General features: G+C 71.5%; 16 protein-coding genes and 1 riboswitch. Of the genes, 12 read left to right on the forward strand and 4 right to left on the reverse strand.

Translation table 11 applies throughout. The features are described from left to right. Positions 1-46: 46 nt before the first annotated feature. Positions 47-544 (reverse strand): hypothetical protein, encoded by a 498-nt coding sequence (locus ACH34W_RS06355; protein ID WP_395959749.1) that lies wholly within the window; start codon positions 542-544, stop codon positions 47-49. Positions 545-550: 6 nt separating this feature from the next. Then, complete coding sequence (locus ACH34W_RS06360) at positions 551-2,236, reverse strand: MFS transporter (RefSeq protein ID WP_395959750.1); 1,686 nt, start codon at positions 2,234-2,236, stop codon at positions 551-553. Between the two features lie 151 nt (positions 2,237-2,387). On the opposite strand from ACH34W_RS06360, the gene ACH34W_RS06365 reads away from it, so the two are divergent. The 9 genes from ACH34W_RS06365 to ACH34W_RS06405 all read left to right on the forward strand — a co-directional run bounded on the left by ACH34W_RS06365 (position 2,388) and on the right by ACH34W_RS06405 (position 12,724). Next, positions 2,388-4,523 (forward strand): primosomal protein N', encoded by a 2,136-nt coding sequence (locus tag ACH34W_RS06365; protein WP_395959751.1) that lies wholly within the window; start codon positions 2,388-2,390, stop codon positions 4,521-4,523. Positions 4,524-4,539: 16 nt separating this feature from the next. Next, positions 4,540-6,375 carry a hypothetical protein gene (locus ACH34W_RS06370; RefSeq protein WP_395959752.1) on the forward strand — a complete coding sequence of 612 codons (1,836 nt, stop codon included), beginning with the start codon at positions 4,540-4,542 and terminating at the stop codon, positions 6,373-6,375. A gap of 84 nt (positions 6,376-6,459) precedes the next feature. Further along, positions 6,460-7,005: a peptide deformylase gene (def, locus tag ACH34W_RS06375; protein ID WP_395959753.1), complete on the forward strand. Its 546-nt coding sequence runs from the start codon at positions 6,460-6,462 to the stop codon at positions 7,003-7,005. Between the two features lie 61 nt (positions 7,006-7,066). Next, positions 7,067-8,005, forward strand: a complete 939-nt coding sequence (fmt, locus tag ACH34W_RS06380) for a methionyl-tRNA formyltransferase (protein WP_395959754.1) — start codon at positions 7,067-7,069, stop codon at positions 8,003-8,005. After that, the gene (locus ACH34W_RS06385) at positions 8,005-9,423 is read left to right on the forward strand and encodes an RsmB/NOP family class I SAM-dependent RNA methyltransferase (protein WP_395959755.1); all 1,419 of its coding nucleotides are present in this window, start codon (positions 8,005-8,007) and stop codon (positions 9,421-9,423) included. The genes fmt and ACH34W_RS06385 overlap by 1 nt, the downstream gene beginning before the upstream one ends. Positions 9,424-9,475: 52 nt before the next feature. Next, complete coding sequence (locus tag ACH34W_RS06390) at positions 9,476-10,366, forward strand: PPK2 family polyphosphate kinase (protein WP_395959756.1); 891 nt, start codon at positions 9,476-9,478, stop codon at positions 10,364-10,366. A gap of 67 nt (positions 10,367-10,433) precedes the next feature. After that, positions 10,434-11,387: a phosphatase PAP2 family protein gene (locus tag ACH34W_RS06395; protein WP_395959757.1), complete on the forward strand. Its 954-nt coding sequence runs from the start codon at positions 10,434-10,436 to the stop codon at positions 11,385-11,387. Between the two features lie 12 nt (positions 11,388-11,399). Beyond that, positions 11,400-12,077 (forward strand): ribulose-phosphate 3-epimerase, encoded by a 678-nt coding sequence (gene rpe, locus ACH34W_RS06400; protein ID WP_395959758.1) that lies wholly within the window; start codon positions 11,400-11,402, stop codon positions 12,075-12,077. Beyond that, positions 12,074-12,724, forward strand: coding sequence for an HAD family hydrolase (locus ACH34W_RS06405; protein ID WP_395959759.1), 651 nt, complete (start codon positions 12,074-12,076; stop codon positions 12,722-12,724). The genes rpe and ACH34W_RS06405 overlap by 4 nt, the downstream gene beginning before the upstream one ends. Before the next feature lie 92 nt (positions 12,725-12,816). Here ACH34W_RS06405 and ACH34W_RS06410 read toward each other — a convergent pair whose 3' ends face one another. Beyond that, complete coding sequence (locus tag ACH34W_RS06410; RefSeq protein ID WP_395959760.1) at positions 12,817-13,266, reverse strand: MarR family winged helix-turn-helix transcriptional regulator; 450 nt, start codon at positions 13,264-13,266, stop codon at positions 12,817-12,819. 113 nt (positions 13,267-13,379) lie between these two features. Between ACH34W_RS06410 and ACH34W_RS06415 the strand changes: the two genes are divergently transcribed. After that, positions 13,380-13,805 (forward strand): DUF6069 family protein, encoded by a 426-nt coding sequence (locus ACH34W_RS06415; protein WP_395959761.1) that lies wholly within the window; start codon positions 13,380-13,382, stop codon positions 13,803-13,805. 55 nt (positions 13,806-13,860) lie between these two features. Here ACH34W_RS06415 and ACH34W_RS06420 read toward each other — a convergent pair whose 3' ends face one another. Next, complete coding sequence (locus ACH34W_RS06420; protein WP_395959762.1) at positions 13,861-14,268, reverse strand: DoxX family protein; 408 nt, start codon at positions 14,266-14,268, stop codon at positions 13,861-13,863. 186 nt (positions 14,269-14,454) lie between these two features. Beyond that, positions 14,455-14,585, forward strand: a riboswitch (FMN riboswitch). 82 nt (positions 14,586-14,667) lie between these two features. Between ACH34W_RS06420 and ACH34W_RS06425 the strand changes: the two genes are divergently transcribed. Further along, on the forward strand, positions 14,668-15,306 hold the full coding sequence (locus ACH34W_RS06425; RefSeq protein WP_395959763.1) for a riboflavin synthase: 639 nt from the start codon (positions 14,668-14,670) through the stop codon (positions 15,304-15,306). Further along, on the forward strand, positions 15,303-15,950 hold the full coding sequence (gene pnuC / locus ACH34W_RS06430) for a nicotinamide riboside transporter PnuC (RefSeq protein ID WP_395959764.1): 648 nt from the start codon (positions 15,303-15,305) through the stop codon (positions 15,948-15,950). Before ACH34W_RS06425 ends, pnuC begins: the two co-directional genes overlap by 4 nt. The last annotated feature ends 61 nt before the right edge of the window (positions 15,951-16,011 follow it).

Consider the following 16,011-nt stretch of genomic DNA (forward strand, 5'->3'; position numbering starts at 1 on the left):
AGCCGAACCGAAAAGGCCCCGGGATTTCCCGGGGCCTTTGCCTCTGTCAGAGAGCGTGTCCGGCGAGTTCAAGGAGCCGGCACATGTCGTGATCGCCGTGAACGCACGCGGCCAGAACGCCCGGGTAGCCGTCGGACGTCTCGGCGAATTCCAGGAGGAAGTACGGGTCGAGAGCGTCCGGCTGCTCGACGTTCACCTCGACCACCACGCCGGTTGCCACGTTCTCGTACCTGCAATGCTCTCCGTGCGGATCGGCATGCCATACCGCAGCGTCGGGCTCGTCCGAGGCCAGGCGTTGGGCGAGGCGGCGGAAGTCTGCGACGAGCGTGTCGAGCTCGGCGCGGACACCCTCGGCCTCCGCCCGGCTCACGAGCCGCATCGCAGTGATGGTCGACGGGCCCGATACGAAAGTGTGGATGTCGTCCGCATCGAGCGGCGGATTCAGGCGTGCCACGGCGGCGAAGGGGTCGGTCACCTGGAAGACCGCGTTCGTTCCGCGCCTTACCTTCTGACGGATGGTCTCGGCTGACGGATGCTCAGGCATTGCCGGTCAGTCCGGGCAGGGGGTGCCGCGCGGCAGCTCGTAGCGGGCCCCCACGTGGTAACGGCCGGGCCCGGGCACGTCGAGCCGGACGAAGTCACCGGAGCGCGCCAGGCAGCCCTTGTGAGGCCCGCGCACGCTCAGCCATGGCGACCAGGAGATCCGCAGCAGCACCGAGCCCTTGGCGGGCACCTTCACCACCATGCGGTCGGGGCTGATCCGTTCGACCGTGGCGGGTGCGTCGGCGAGAGGCTTGGGGTCGGCGACCCGGTAGACGCGCCAGTGCCGGTCGTGCCAGACCTCGGTCAGGTACGGCTGGGGGCTGCGGACGAGGGCTGCCTCCTGGCGGGCGGCCCAGTCGACCTCTCGCTCCGGCAGGACCACGTACTGCACGGCCCACTTGTGAAGCCAGTCGCGATAGGTGGCGGGGTTCAGGGTCTTGTCGTAGAAGAGCGCGTTGCGGTGGGCGTCGATCTGCCGGTTCCAGCCGCGGGCGAGGATGAAGTGCCGGCTCAGCCCGTACGCCTCCCAGTGGGAACGCAGCGGGACGACTTCGATCCGGCCCTGGGCCGCACCGAGCTGCCCGAGCGCGGTGATCAGGCCCTTGGAGTACCGCGCGGTCGCGCCGGCCGGGCGGGTGTGGATCAGGTCGTCGACCGGCTTCACCACCTGCCAGACGGCGGTGACCATGAACGCCAGGCACAACACGGCCAGCCGGCGCCGGTCGGTGGTGCGCGCCACCGCCATGATCAGGAACATCCCGCCGAACATCAGCGCGAGCCGCTCGACGTTGCTGCCGATGGGGGACGGGATCGCCCAGGTCAGGAGGATCCCGAGGAGGTAGACCCCCGCGCCGACGCGGATGACCCGCCAGGAACGCGGTGCGCACAGCGTCACCGCGACCACGCTGGCGAGCGTCGGCAGCACGATGGCGGTCGTGGAGATCGGCTGCTTGCCGTAGAACGGGAACAGCGCCGACGTCGTGGCCACGACCAGCGGCGGCCCCAGCGCCAGCATGAGCCCGGCCCGGCGCCGTCCGGTCAGGAAGAGCGCCGCCGCCAGCACCAGCACGAACAGCCCGGCGACGGGGCTCGCGAGGGTGGCCAGCACGCCGAGGAGCAACATCCCGGCGGCCCGGAGCGGCGGGGTGCCGCGCGGCGAGAAGGCCGGGAACACCGCGGCCAAGGCGAAGAGCAGGCCCAGCCCGAAGGTCACCCGCCCGGACGCGGAGTTGCACGAGATGGCGAACGCGGCCCACACCGCCGCCGCCATCGCCATCGGGGCCTTGAAGCGGACCAGCAGCAGCGCCGTCAGCGTGGCCGACAGCGTGCCGGTGACCACCGCGACCGTGCGGATCCCGAACCACCCCATGAGGTAGGGCGAGAGCACGCTGTAGGAGGCCGGGTGCATGCCGCCGTACCAGGCCAGGTTGTACGACGCCTCAGGATTCTTACGCGCGAAGGTCGTCCACGCGGCCTGCGCGGCGAGGTCGCCGCCGTTGTTCGCCAGGTAGAAGCCCCACACCAGGTGCAGGATCCCGGCCGTCAGCGTGGCCGCCATCACCGGGCGGCGCGGGTCGAGCCATTCTCGCCAGCGCCGCCCGCCGCCCGGCGGGGACGGCAGGCTGACGCGCCGCTGAGGAGGCGCGGCGAGGACTCGGCCGTCCACCCTCTCCGGGGTCTCCGCGGTGGTCACGGAGCCGGAACCGATGGGGTGGACATAAGGGGAGCCGGGGGCATCGGGCAATAATCCCGTCATCTAGGTGGTAGTTCAAACCGGTAGGCCTGAACGTCAGGGGGAAGAGCCATGGACGAAGCACGTCAGGCTCATCTGGTAGGACGGTGGAGTGACGAACGACGGCGGCGCTGCGGAGCTCATCCCGGGCCTGGACGACATCGTCCCGGTGCCCGCCGCGAAGCCGGTCAAACCCTCCCAGCACCCTAGATCCACCAGGGGGGTAAAAGCGGGAAAGGCAGGAAAAGCGGCTAAGCGCGAGCCTAAGAAGGGCGCCCGGCGGCCCGCCGAGGACCTGCCGGTCGCGCGGATCGCGGTGGACGTGACCCTGCCTCACCTGGACCGTCCCTTCGACTACCTGGTGCCGGCCGAGCTGGCCGACAAGGCCGTCCCGGGATGCCGTGTCCGGGTGCGGTTCGCGGGGCAGCTCGTCGACGGCTTCCTGCTCGAACGGGCGGAGGAGAGCGATCATGAGGGCACGCTGCTCTTCCTCGAACGCATCACCTCCCCGGAGCCCGTGCTCGCGCCGGAGATCGCCGCGCTGGCCCGCGAGGTCGCCGACCGCTACGCGGGCTCGCTCTACGACGTGCTGCGGCTGGCCATCCCCCCTCGGCACGCCCGGGTCGAGGCCGAGCCGCCGGGCGAGCGGCTGGAGTTCGAGGCTCCGGACGGCCCGGGCCCCTGGGGGGACTATCCGGCCGGTCCCTCGTTCCTCACCGCCCTCGGCGAGCAGCGGGCACCGCGCGCGGTGTGGAGCGCGCTGCCCGGCCCTGGCTGGCCCGCCGCGATGGCGCGGGCGGCGGCGGTCACCCTCGCGGGCGGCCGCGGCGCGCTCATCGTGGTGGCTGACTGGCGGGACGTGGCGCGGGTGGACGAGGCACTCAAGGCCGAGCTGGGGGACGGGCGGCACGTCGCCCTGACGGCGGACCTGAAGCCGTCCGAGCGCTATCGCCGCTGGCTGGCGATCCTGCGCGGCACCGTCCGGGTGGTGGTCGGCACCCGCGCCGCGATGTTCGCCCCCGTCCACGATCTGGGCCTCGTCGTCCTCTGGGACGACGGCGACGACGTGCATCCCGACCCGCACGCCCCGTACCCCCATCCACGCGAGGTCCTGGCGCTGCGGGCGCATCGCGCCGGCGCGGGCGCCCTTATCGGCGGGTTCACCCGGACGACCGACGCGACGCAGCTGGTCGAGTCGGGATGGGCGCACGCGCTCGCCGCCGACCGCGTACGGATCAGGGAGGTCATGCCCCGCATCGGCCCGGTCGGTGACGACGCGGAGCTGCCCAAGGACGCCGCCGCCCGGAGCGCCCGGCTGCCCAACGTGGCGTTCCAGGCGGCCCGCCGCGCACTGGAGGAGGGTCCGGTGCTCGTGCAGGTACCGCGGCGCGGCTACCTCCCAGCGCTGGCCTGCGGCCGGTGCCGTACGCAGGCGCGCTGCACCGCCTGCCAGGGTCCGCTCGCCCTGCGTTCCTCACACGCCACGCCGTACTGCCGCTGGTGCGGTCGCATAGCCGGAGACTGGCGCTGCCCCGAATGCGGGCACATCCACATCCGCGCCATCGTGGTCGGAGCCAAGCGCACCGCCGAGGAGCTCGGGCGGGCCTTTCCCGGCGTACCGGTGAAGACCTCCGGCCGGGAGGCGATCCTCGACAAGGTCGGGCCGCAGCGCGCGCTGGTGGTGGCCACCCCGGGCGCCGAGCCGCCGGCCGAGGAGGGCTACACCGCCGCCCTGCTCCTGGACGGCTGGGCCCTGCTCGGCAGAGCCGATCTCCGTGCGGGCGAGGAGGCGCTCCGCCGCTGGATGAACGCCGTCGCCCTCGTCCGCCCGGCCGGGACGGTCGTCGTCTCGGCGGACGGGTCGCTCCCGGCCGTGCAGGCGCTCATCCGCTGGGACCCGGTCACCTTCGCCGAACGCGAGCTGGCGGAACGGCGCGAGGTCGGGTTCCCGCCCGCCGTCCGGATGGCCTCGCTGACCGCCTCCCCGGCGGCGATCCGCGGGCTGCTGGCCGATGCCAGGCTGCCCGCGGAGGCCGAGGTCCTCGGCCCGGTCCCGATCTCGGCGCCGGCCTCGGGGCCTGTCCAGGCGGCCCACGACGACCAGGAGAAGGAGCGCGCCCTCATCCGGGTGCCGCGCGCGGCCGGTGCCCGGTTGGCCAAGGCGCTGAAGGACGCACAGGGCGTGCGCAGCGCCCGCAAGGCCGACGAGTACGTACGAGTCCAGATCGACCCCCTGGAACTGCTCTGAGCATTAGGGTTTCCGCGTGGCAGACAACTGGGTGGAGAGCCTCAGCGATGATCTTCAGCGCTGGGCGGACGGCCGCGCCGACGCGGATGGCATGCAGGCAGACGAGCAGCCGGTCGACGTGCAGGGCGCGTTGCTGCTCCTGGACCTGGCCAGGGAGGAGCTGGGGCTCGCCGCCGCGGCGGACCTGACCCCGGCGCGGCTCGGGGATCTGCTGCTCAAGGTCTTCCCCGACGAGGTGGTCGCCGGGGCCGACGAGGTCCCCGCGATCCTGGCGACCGCGGACACGCTGCTGGAGTTCCTCGGTGCGAGCGGCGCGGTCCCGGCCGAGCAGGCCGTCGCGCTGCGCGCCGAGCTGGACCGGCTGGCGCCGGGGTTCGCCGAGCTCGTCGCGGAGAACGACACCGCCGAGCGGCAGGCCGCCGCGGAGGTGATCACCGCGATGATGACGGCCGACGGGGTCGCGCTCGACGACCAGGACGCGGTCGAGGAATGGGTGCGGGCCTTCGAGGCGCTGCCCGAGGACGAACGGTACGCCCGGACCGAGGAATACCTGCGCCAGGCGGAGGAGCTCATCGTCCCGCCCGTACGGCTGGCACCGGAGGCCGAGCTGGCCTCCGCCGCCCGCACGTCCGCGCTGACCACCCAGGTCCGCGCGCTCGCCGAGTGGGCGGTGGACCGTCTCGTCACCGAGTTCGGCGACCTCGGCGGCGACGACGCGGCGGCGGCCGTGGCCGAGCTCGGCCTGGAGACCCCGCGGCAGGCCGCCGGCGTGCCGGTCCAGGACCAGTCCGACCTGCCTGAGCTCGACCGTCTCTGGTGGGCCGCGATCGAGTCCGAGGTGCTCCGGACGACCGGTGGCACGGCGGTCGCGGGCCCCTCGCTGCCGGATCTCGTGGCGGGAGACGACGAGACGATCCTCGGCGCCTGGCTGCGGTTGTTCGACGCCGTCGCCGTGCCCGAGCACGAGGGCGAGGACGGCCTCGACGCGATCGAGCTGGTGCAGAACGAGCTCACCGGGGTCCTCATCCACCTGTACGAGCAGGAGTCGCCGTCGTCCGCCAAGGTGCTGGCCGACGTCCTGATCGAACACGTCATGGCGGCGTACGAGCTCTCCGACGGCCACGCGGTGGCCGCCGCCGCCCGGCAGGCCCTCGACCTCGAGCTCGCCGACCTCGTCCGGTGGGGCGCCCTCGAAGCCGCCGGTGACGGCTACGCCCTCACCCCGCTCGGCGTCTGGGGCGTCCGCGAGCTGCTGCTCTCCGACGGCTTCGTCGCCCCGGTGGTCGGCGATCTCGCCGACTCGACCGCCATGGACCTGGTGGCCGGGCTGACCTGGCACCGGCAGGACACCGCCGACGAGGAGATCGCCGGCTGGCTGGCGGGGCGGGACGCCGAGCCCGCCGCGGCCGAGCTCCTGGAGGTCATGCGCAACGGCGGGCCCGGCGCCCGCAACCTCGCGGCGGCCGTGCTGCACCGGATGGGCCCGGAGATCGCCCCGCAGCTGCGGGGCGCCGGGGATCACCCGCTCGTGCGCCCGTACGCGGCGCTGTGGCTCAACCAGAAGACCGGCGCGCCGATCGAGCTGGAGCGCCGGGAGTTCGTCTGGATGTTCGTCGACACGGTCGCGGGCATGCTGGAGACCGCCGAGCCCGCGGAGGCGGTGGCCGCGGCCCTGGCCGACGCCCCCGCCGAGGTCGAGCTGGGCGCCATGATCGACGATATGTGGCGCTGCGAACACCCCGACATCGCCGCCGTGCTCACCGCCCTGGGCGACCACGTCCCGGACAAGGGCGTCGCCAAGGCGGCCCGTAAGGCGGCCTACAAGGCCCGCTCCGGTAAGGGTGCCACCTGAGATCTCCGTAGACTGATGGGTAGGTCTCAATTCACTCGCACCACGACCTCGCTCTGAACGCACCTGCAGGAAACGGAGTCCCCGTTGGCCGTCAAGCCCATCCGCCTCTTCGGTGACCCTGTGCTTCGCACCCCGGCCGAGCCGGTGAAGGACTTCGACAAGGAGCTGCGCCAGCTCGTAAAGGACCTCACCGACACGATGATCGACGCTCCCGGGGCGGGCTTGGCCGCGCCGCAGCTCGGCGTGAGCCTGCGGGTCTTCACCTACTACGTCGACGACCGCCTCGGTCACGTGGTCAACCCCACGCTGGACCTGTCGGAGGAGCAGCAGGACGGGGAGGAGGGCTGCCTCTCCCTCCCCGGGCTGAGCTTCCCCACACCCCGCGCCTACCGCGCGGTCGCCAAGGGCTTCAACATGCACGGCGAGCCGATCATGCTTGAGGGCACCGACCTGCTGGCCCGCTGCGTCCAGCACGAGACCGACCACCTGGACGGGATCATCTTCATCGACCGCATGGACCCCGAGCAGCGCAAGGCCGCGATGAAGGCCATCCGCGAGGCCGAGTGGTTCGGCGACCCGGCGCCGGTCGTCAAGGAGTCCCCGCACCGCACCTTCGGGAAGGCACTCTGACTTTGAAGCTGGCCAATGAATCAGCGCAGCGCTGGTACGCCCGAAACGGGGCGCGAACCTGATGCGTCTCGTTTTCGCTGGTACACCAGAGACCGCCGTGCCGTCGCTGGAGGCGCTGCTGGCGTCCGGGCACGAGGTGGCCGCCGTGGTCACCCGGCCCGACGCGCCGTCCGGGCGGGGGCGCAAGCTGGTCGCCAGCCCGGTGGCGCAGCGCGCCCACGAGGCCGGGATCGAGGTCCTCAAGCCCGCCAAGGCGAGCGCCCCGGAGTTCCTCGACCGGCTGCGGGCCATCGCGCCCGACTGCTGCCCGGTCGTGGCGTACGGGGCGCTGCTGCGGCCCGCCGCGCTGGAGATCCCGCGGCACGGCTGGGTCAACCTGCACTTCTCGCTGCTGCCGGCGTGGCGCGGCGCGGCGCCCGTCCAGCACGCGATCCTGCACGGCGACGACGTGACCGGCGCGGCCACGTTCCAGATCGAAGAGGGCCTGGACACCGGGCCGGTCTACGGCGTGCTGACCGAGCCGATCCTGCCCGCGGACACCACCGGCGACCTGCTCGGCCGGCTGGCGGTCGCGGGCGCCAAGCTGCTCCTCGACACCATGAACGGCATCGAGGAGGGCGTCCTGGAAGCGCGGCCGCAGCCGGATGAGGGCGTCTCGTACGCCGCCAAGCTCACCCCCGACGACTCCCGGGTCGACTGGACCGCGCCCGCGATGCGCGTCGACCGGCTCATCCGCGCCTGCACGCCCGCACCGGGCGCCTGGACCACGCTGCGCGGCGAGCGCGTCAAGCTCGGCCCGGTCCGGCCCGCACCCGAGGCCGCGCCGGATGCCGGGGCGCTGGCGCCCGGCGAGCTGCGCGCGGGCAAGAAGGAGGTCCTCGTCGGCACCGGCACCTACCCGGTGGTCCTCGGCGAGCTGCAGCCGCCCGGCAAGCGCCGCATGAACGCCGTGGACTGGACCCGCGGCCACCCGCTCACCGATGAGGATCGTTTCAGCTGATGCCGCCCACCCGAAACCGACGCGGCGACCGCGACCGGAACCGCAGGCCCGGTACGCCGCGCCGCACCGGCCGGCCCGAGGACCTCGTCCGCCGCACCGCGTTCGACGTCATCCGGGCCGTCGAGACCCGCGACGCGTACGCCAACCTGCTCCTGCCGAACCGGCTGCGCGAACGCGGGCTCACCGGCCGCGACGCCGCGCTGGCGACCGAGCTGACGTACGGCACGCTGCGCGGCCGCGGCACCTACGACGCCGTGCTGGCACTCTGCAGCGACCGTGAGCTGCGCCGCGTCGACGGCCCGCTGCTCGACGTGCTCCGGCTGGGCGCCCATCAGCTGCTCGCGACCAGGATCCCGGCGCACGCGGCCGTGGCCACGGCCGTCGAGCTGGCGCGGTCGGTCTCCGGGCCGGGACAGGCCAAGTTCGCCAACGCGGTGCTGCGCAAGGTGGCCACCCGCGACCTCGGCGGCTGGCTGACGATCGTCGTGCCCGAGGGCGGCAACCAGACCGAACGGCTGTCGATCGCCCACAGCCATCCGCGCTGGATCGTGTCCGCGCTCCGCGACGCGCTCGGCCCGGACAGGGATGAGATCGACGCGCTGCTCGCCGCCGACAACGAACGGCCCCGGGTGACCCTCGTCGCCCGGCCCGGCCGCGCCACGCTGGAGGAGCTGTACGAGGCGGGCGCGGAGCCCGCTCCCTACTCGCCCTACGCGGCCCTGCTGCCCGAGGGTGACCCGGCCGCCGTCGCCGCCGTGCGTGAAGGCAGGGCGGCCGTCCAGGACGAGGCCAGCCAGCTCGTCGCGCTCGCACTGACCGCCGCGCCCTTGGACGGCTCCGATTCCCGGTGGGCCGATCTGTGCGCCGGTCCCGGCGGCAAGGCGGGCCTGCTGTCGGCCGTCGCCGACGGCCGCGACGCCCGGCTGCTCGCCGCCGACGTCCAGCCACACCGGGCCGGGCTCGTGCAGGGGGCGGTGACCGACCGCGCCACCGTGATCGTGGCCGACGGGACCGTCCCGGCGTGGCGGCCCGGCTCGTTCGACCGGGTCCTCCTCGACGTGCCGTGCACCGGCCTGGGCGCGCTGCGGCGACGCCCGGAGGCTCGCTGGCGGCGCGGCCCCGAGTCGGTGGCCCAGCTCGGCCCGCTCCAGCGCAAGCTCCTGGAGAGTGCGCTGGAGGCCGTCCGGCCGGGCGGGGTGGTCGCGTACGTGACCTGCTCGCCGCACCTGGCCGAGACCCGCGTCGTCGTGGACGACGTCCTGCGCGGCCGTGACGGCGTGGAACGGCTGGACACGCCGGCGGTGCTCCGCGAGGTGGCGCCCGGGCTCGAAGACGTCGGCGAGGGGCCGTACGCTCAGTTCTGGCCGCACCGGCACGGCACCGACGCCATGTTCGTGGCCCTCCTGCGCCGAATCTGAGACTGCGTCCGACGTGACGTTTCGCCGCCCCGCCGTGGGCGATCACTGCTAGATGGGTGCCAAGAAAAAGGGCAAAAAGGGCGCGGCGAAGGATGCCGCCAAGGGCACGCCGTTCAGGGAACTGCTGCGCTGCCCGCCGGGACCGGTGGACCTGAGCGGGTTCGACACGGCGGCGACGCCCGGTGCGCCCGGCGGCAAGTCCACCACCCGCAAGGCCATGGCCGGGCTCGGGGAGCGCGTCGCCGAACTCCAGGAGCAGCTGTACGCGTGCGCCCAGGCCGAAGGCGACGAGCGCAGGGTGCTGCTCGTTCTGCAGGGCATGGACACCTCGGGCAAAGGGGGCGTGGTCAAGCACGTCGTAGGCGAGCTCAACCCGTACGGCTGCCAGGTCAAGTCGTTCAAGGCCCCGACCAAGGAGGAGCTCCGCCACGATTTCCTGTGGCGTATCCGGAGGGCCTTGCCCCAGCCCGGGCATCTAGGCGTCTTCGACCGTTCGCACTACGAGGACGTGCTGATCGCCCGCGTGCGGGACCTTGTGCCGCGCCGCGTGTGGGCGCGGCGCTACGGGACCATCAACCGGTTTGAGGAACGGCTGGCCTCGGATGACTGCACCATAGTGAAGTGCTTCCTCCACATCTCTTCGGAGAAGCAGAAGGATCGCCTCATGGCGCGGCTTGAGGATCCGGCGAAGCACTGGAAGTACAACCCGCAGGACGTCGAGGAACGCCTGCTTTGGGATGACTACCAGCAGGCGTACGCGACCGCGCTGGAGAAGTGCAACACCGAGGCGGCCCCCTGGTACGTGATCCCGTCCGACCGCAAGTGGTACCGCAACTACGCGATCATGAAGTTGCTCATGGAGGCCTGCGAGGGGCTCGACCCGCACTGGCCTCCAGGGGACTTCGACCTCGACACCGAGAAGGCTCGCGTGGGCGACTCATAGCGCTGCCGCTGGGTAGCCTCGTTGGTTCGACGTTTGATTCGACGGACGCGGACCTTGGGGGACCTTCGTGCTCACCGGATTCATGCAGCTGATCTCGTTCATCGGCAGCGCGGCGCTCTTCGTGCCACTGCTGGTGGTCGTCTTCTGGTGCGTGGACACCAGGCTGGGCGCCCGGCTGGCGGTGCTCATGTCGGTGAGCGGGGTGCTCAACAACGTTCTCAAACTCAGCTTCAATGAGCCCCGGCCGTTCTGGACCGACCCGTCCGTCACTGGGCACGAGGCGCGGGACTCGTTCGGCATGCCCTCGGGCCATGCGCAGAGCGCGGGGGCGCTCTACGGGTACCTGGCACTCCGTTCGGTCCGCTGGACCGTCTGGGCGGTCGCGACCGTGATGGTGCTGATGATCGGCGTCTCGCGGGTCTACCTGGGCGTGCACTCGGCCGGCCAGGTTCTGGCGGGCTGGGCCATCGGGCTGACGCTGGCGGTGCTGGCCCTGTGGGGTGTGCCGCGGCTGGTGCCGCTGTGGGCGCGGCAGCCGCTCATGCTCCAGTTCGCGCTCAGCCTGGCGGTGTCGGGGCTGTGCCTGGCGGCCTCCTGGACCGCCGTGCGTTCTCTGGACGGATGGCGGTGGCCCGAGCCCTGGGCTCGGGCGATCGTGGACGCGGGCGGCAGTCCCGAGCCGGTGAGCCAGTATGCGGGGGCCGCCGCGGCGGGCGCGCTCTTCGGTGTCCTCGCCGGGCTCTCCTGGCTGAACGCGCGCGGCTGGTTCGAGACGGGAGGGGAGACCTGGCGGCGGCTGGCCCGGATCCCGGTCGGCGTCCTCGGAGTCTTGGTGATCTATGGGCTCGGGATCCCGTTCGGCACCGCCGACCCGGTGCCCGGATTCGTGATCCCGGCGCTGCTGAGCCTGTGGGTGACGGCCGGCGCACCCGAGGTGTTCGTCCGGCTCGGGTTGGCCACCCGTGCCACCCCCCGCGCTCTCACCCCGCCGGGTGAGGAGCTTTCAGAAGTGCGGCAATAGACTCGGGGCATCATGGCTCCGCAGATCTCACCCAGCATCCTGTCCGCCGACTTCGCCAAGCTCGCCGACGACGTCGCGCTCATCGCAGGCGTCGCCGACTGGGTGCACGTCGACGTGATGGACAACCACTTCGTGCCCAACCTGACCATCGGCCTGCCCGTGGTGGAGGCGCTGCTCAAGCACAGCGCCCTGCCGCTCGACTGCCATCTGATGATCGAGGATCCGGACCGCTGGGCGCCGCAGTACGCCGAGGCCGGCGCCCGCAGCGTCACCATCCACGCCGAGGCCGCCAAGGCACCGGTCCGCACGTTGCGGACGATCCGGGCAGCCGGCGCGCGCGCCGGGCTGGGCATCAACCCGGCCACCCCGGTCGAGCCGTACGAGGATCTCCTCGGCGAGATCGACATGCTCCTTCTCATGACGGTCGAGCCGGGCTTCGGCGGGCAGAAGTTCCTCGACGTGGTGCTGCCCAAGGTGCGCCGGGCCCGCGAGATGATCAAGGGCCGCGACCTGTGGTTGCAGGTCGACGGCGGCGTGAGCGCCGAGACGATCGAGCGGTGCGCCGAGGCGGGCGCGGACGTCTTCGTCGCGGGCAACGCCGTCTTCGGTGCCGGCGACCCCGCCGAGGCGGTGCGGGCACTCCGCGGCAAGGCCCATCAGGCCACGTCCAGCGCGGATTGGGCGCAGTGACCACGTTCCCCTGCACAGCGGTCCTGTTCGACACCGACGGAACGCTCGTCGACTCGACTCCGCTGATCGAACGCGCCGCGCACGCCTGGGCGGGCGGCTACGGCATCGATGCGGAGGAGTTCCTGGCGGGCTCACACGGCCGCCGTACCAGCGACCGGATCGCCGAGTTCCTCCCGCATGGGGAAGTCCGCGCGGCCACCGAACGCCTGGACGCCCTGGAGGCCGAGCTCCTCACAGAGGGCGGCGTGGTGGCGCTGCCGGGCGTGCTGGACCTGCTGAGCGCGATGAACGGCCTGCCCTGGGCCATCGTGACGTCGATGGACACCGGCCAGCTGCGAGCACGCACACAGGTGGCGCGTGTGCCGCTGCCCGAGGTCATCGTGACCGCCGACGATGTCACGCACGGCAAGCCGGACCCCGAGGGCTACCTGCTGGCCGCCCGCCGCCTGGGCGTACCACCAGCGGAGTGCGTTGTCATCGAGGACGCCCCCGCAGGCATCCGCGCCGGAAAGGCAGCCGGCGCCACAGTCATCGCCGTCACCACCAGCCACCCACCGGGCGAACTAGCCGAGGCCGACCTGATCCTGCCCGACCTGACCTCGGTCAGAGCCACCAAGGCCGGCCTGCTCCTCCCCGAGAGCAACTGACCTCCCCGGGAGCGACTGACCTACCCCGCCAAACGTCAGGATCGCGGGCCGCAGCCGCCCGGGCCTGGCCGCCCGGGCCTGGTCTGCTGGGCTTACTGGCGTGGGCCGCAGTCTGCGTGCCAGTCGGCTGGCACGAGGGACTTGAGCAGGTCGCGTAGGGCCAGCCGGTCGCGTTCGGGGAGATCGAAGACCTCGTCTGCGCTGCGGGCACTCTGGGCGAGGAGGGCGGCTCGCCTGCGCTCGCCTTCCTCGGTCAGCACGAGGTGCTTGACGCGCCTGTCGGCGGGGTCGGGCTGGCGCGTGACCAGGCCGCGTTGCTCCAGGCCGTCCACGATGCCGGTGACGTTCGAGGCATCACAGGCGAGGACCTCCGCCAGGTCGCGCATACGTGCGGAACCGTCCAGCGAGGCGAGCGCCTGCGCCTGCGTGGGCGGCAGGCCCAGCTCGGCGGCGGTGCGGGTGAAACCCTCGCGCAGCCGCCCGGCGACCTGGAAGACGAGCTCCAGGAGCTCACTGCTGGTCGGGCTGCTCTCGGCGTGCATGTCTCCGATCATATGCAGCCGTTGGGGCAGTCGAATGTTGAGGTCCTCAAGTATTTCCCTTATGCTCTTCAAAGGTTGAGCTTCTCAACAATGTTCGAACTCAAGGAGTGCGCATGGTCACGGAGACACGGCAGGGCACCGGGGCACGCGTGCGCGCCCGGGGGATCACGGTGGTGGCGACGGTGCTCGCCACCGTGGCGGTATGGGCGGTCGCCGCATTCGCGTTCGGGCAGGACGATCTCGTCGTCCAGCAGTCGGGCCAGGAGGCGATGGAGCTCGGAGCCGCGCAGGTCGTGTTCTTCTCGCTCGTTCCGGCTTTGCTGGGCTGGGCGTTCCTCGCCGTGCTGGAACGGTTCGTCCCGGCCTTGGCCCGAGTCGTGTGGACGGTCGTGGCCGCCGTCATCCTGGTGCTCTCGTTCATGCCGGTCCTGCAGGTCGAGGCCACCGACGGTACGAAGGTCACGCTCGCCCTGCTCCATCTGGTGGTCGGCGCAGTCCTCATTCCCGGCTTCTGGCGTACGCGGGCAAGCTCCGAGTAAACGTGTGACGCCGGCGGCGGTTTCATCGCCGCCGGCGTGAGGGGCCACGTCAAGGTCAGAAGAGCGGGCCGACGAGGTTGAGTCCGGGGTGGGCGTCCGACGCGTACAGGGCGAAGAATCCGAGCGCGCCGCCCGCCAGTGACACGTCCTTGCTGAACTGGATCTGCTCCATCTGGCGCGCCTCGGGGTCGTCCTGCTTCCAGAAGTCGTGGAAGAGGACCGCCGTCAGCGCCAGGAACGGGACGAACGCCAGGGCGGCGAGGTCCGGCCAGATGCCCAAGATGAGCAGGACCGACGCCACGCCGACGTAGGCACCGGAGACCTGCACGGCGAGCTTGGGCTGGGGGAGTTTCTTGCTGGCCGCGTAACCCGCCATGGCATCGGTCGAGGTCAGGTGTCCCATGGTGGCGCCGAGGAAGACGACCGTGAAGACGATGCGGCCGATCAGTGCGATGACATCCATGATTCCTCCCGGAGGATCATCGTGTGCCCCTTTTACCCACGCTTTGAGATCGCTAACTCCGGCAGTTGAAGATTGAACGATGGATGATACAACCTAACGAGCGCTTGGTTGGCCAAATGTGGCCGTGGGCATCCTCACATACAGCCGGGAATGCAAGCCATGGCACACTGGTTGGCAAGCAGTGAAACGCGTGCTCCGGGGTCGGTGAAATTCCGAACCGGCGGTGACAGTCCGCGACCCGGCCGAAGCCATCGGCCGGTTGACCCGGTGAAACTCCGGGACCGACGGTTAAAGTCCGGATGGGAGGCAGCGCGCTGTACGCCCCTGACTTCAGGGGCGCTGTGTTTCGTCGTACGTCCCCGGAGCCCCTATGCACACGCATATGAGGAGGCCCGGGAGATGTTCACCGGCATCGTCGAAGAGCTCGGCGAGATCGAAGCCATCGAGTCCGCAGCGGACTCGGTCAAGCTGACGATCCGCGGTCCGCTCGTCACCCAGGACGCCGTGCACGGCGCCTCGATCGCGGTCAACGGCGTCTGCCTCACGGTCGTGGACGTCAAAGACGAGACCTTCACCGCGGACGTCATCCAGGAGACCCTCGACAAGTCCAGCCTCGGCGCGCTGGAGCCCGGCTCGCGCGTCAACCTCGAACGTCCCGTACGCCTGGCCGACCGCCTCGGCGGTCACCTGGTCCAGGGCCACGTGGACGGTGTCGGCGAGATCATCTCCCGCGAGCCGGGGGAGCGCTGGGACGTCGTCACGTTCTCGCTCCCGGCCCAGCTGAGCCGCTACCTGGTCGACAAGGGCTCGATCACCATCGACGGCATCAGCCTCACCGTGGTCGAGGCGGGCGCCGACCGCTTCAGCGTGGCGCTCATCCCCACCACGCTCTCCCTCACCACGCTCGGCCACAAGAAGCCCGGCGACCCGGTCAACCTCGAGGTCGACGTGGTGGCCAAGTACGTGGAGCGGATGCTCGCGCCGGATGCGCGCAACGGGCACAGCGGTGAGCACCTCTCTGCCGGTGGTGCCGCGTGAACTGGCTGAACGCGAGCTTCACGCTCTTCGGCGAGCACATCCTCTGGACCGATCTCATCGGCAACGTGCTCTCGCTCGCCGTCGTGTGGTTCGCCATGCGCAAGACCATCTGGACCTGGCCGGTGCAGCTCACCGGCGCCCTCCTGCTGCTGGCCGCCTCCTGGCACGCGGCGGCCCCCGGCAACGCGCTCAAGCAGGGGCTCTTCATCGGGCTGGCGCTGTTCGGCTGGTGGAGCTGGTCGCGCGGCAAGCGTTCGGACCACGGCCTGCTGGTACGCCAGGCGACGCTTCGTGAACGCCTCGTGCTGCTGGCCGCGCTGGCGATCGGCACCGCGGTCGTGGCGCAGCTGTTCATCCACCTCGACTGGCTCAAGGTGGCCTGGTCTCCGTGGGCGAACGCCTACATCTTCGTCGGCAGCGCGGTCGCGACGTTCGCGCAGAGCCGCGCCCTGGTCGACTTCTGGATCATCTGGGTGCTCGTGGACCTGGTCGGGGTGCCGCTGGCGCTCAAGTCCGGTCTGTACGTCTCGGCGGCGGTCTACGGGATCTTCTTCGTCATGGTGATGGCCGGGTTCCGCAACTGGCTCCGGGAGTCCGGGGACCAGAGGCAGACGAGCCCACGGAACAAGGCGGTGACCGCATGAGCGGCAACGACAGCACGATCAGTGACAGCACGATCAGCGACGGCACGATCAGCGACGACAC

Origin of the sequence: Actinomadura sp. 6N118, from assembly GCF_044326415.1 — a bacterium.
Lineage (GTDB): Bacteria > Actinomycetota > Actinomycetes > Streptosporangiales > Streptosporangiaceae > Spirillospora.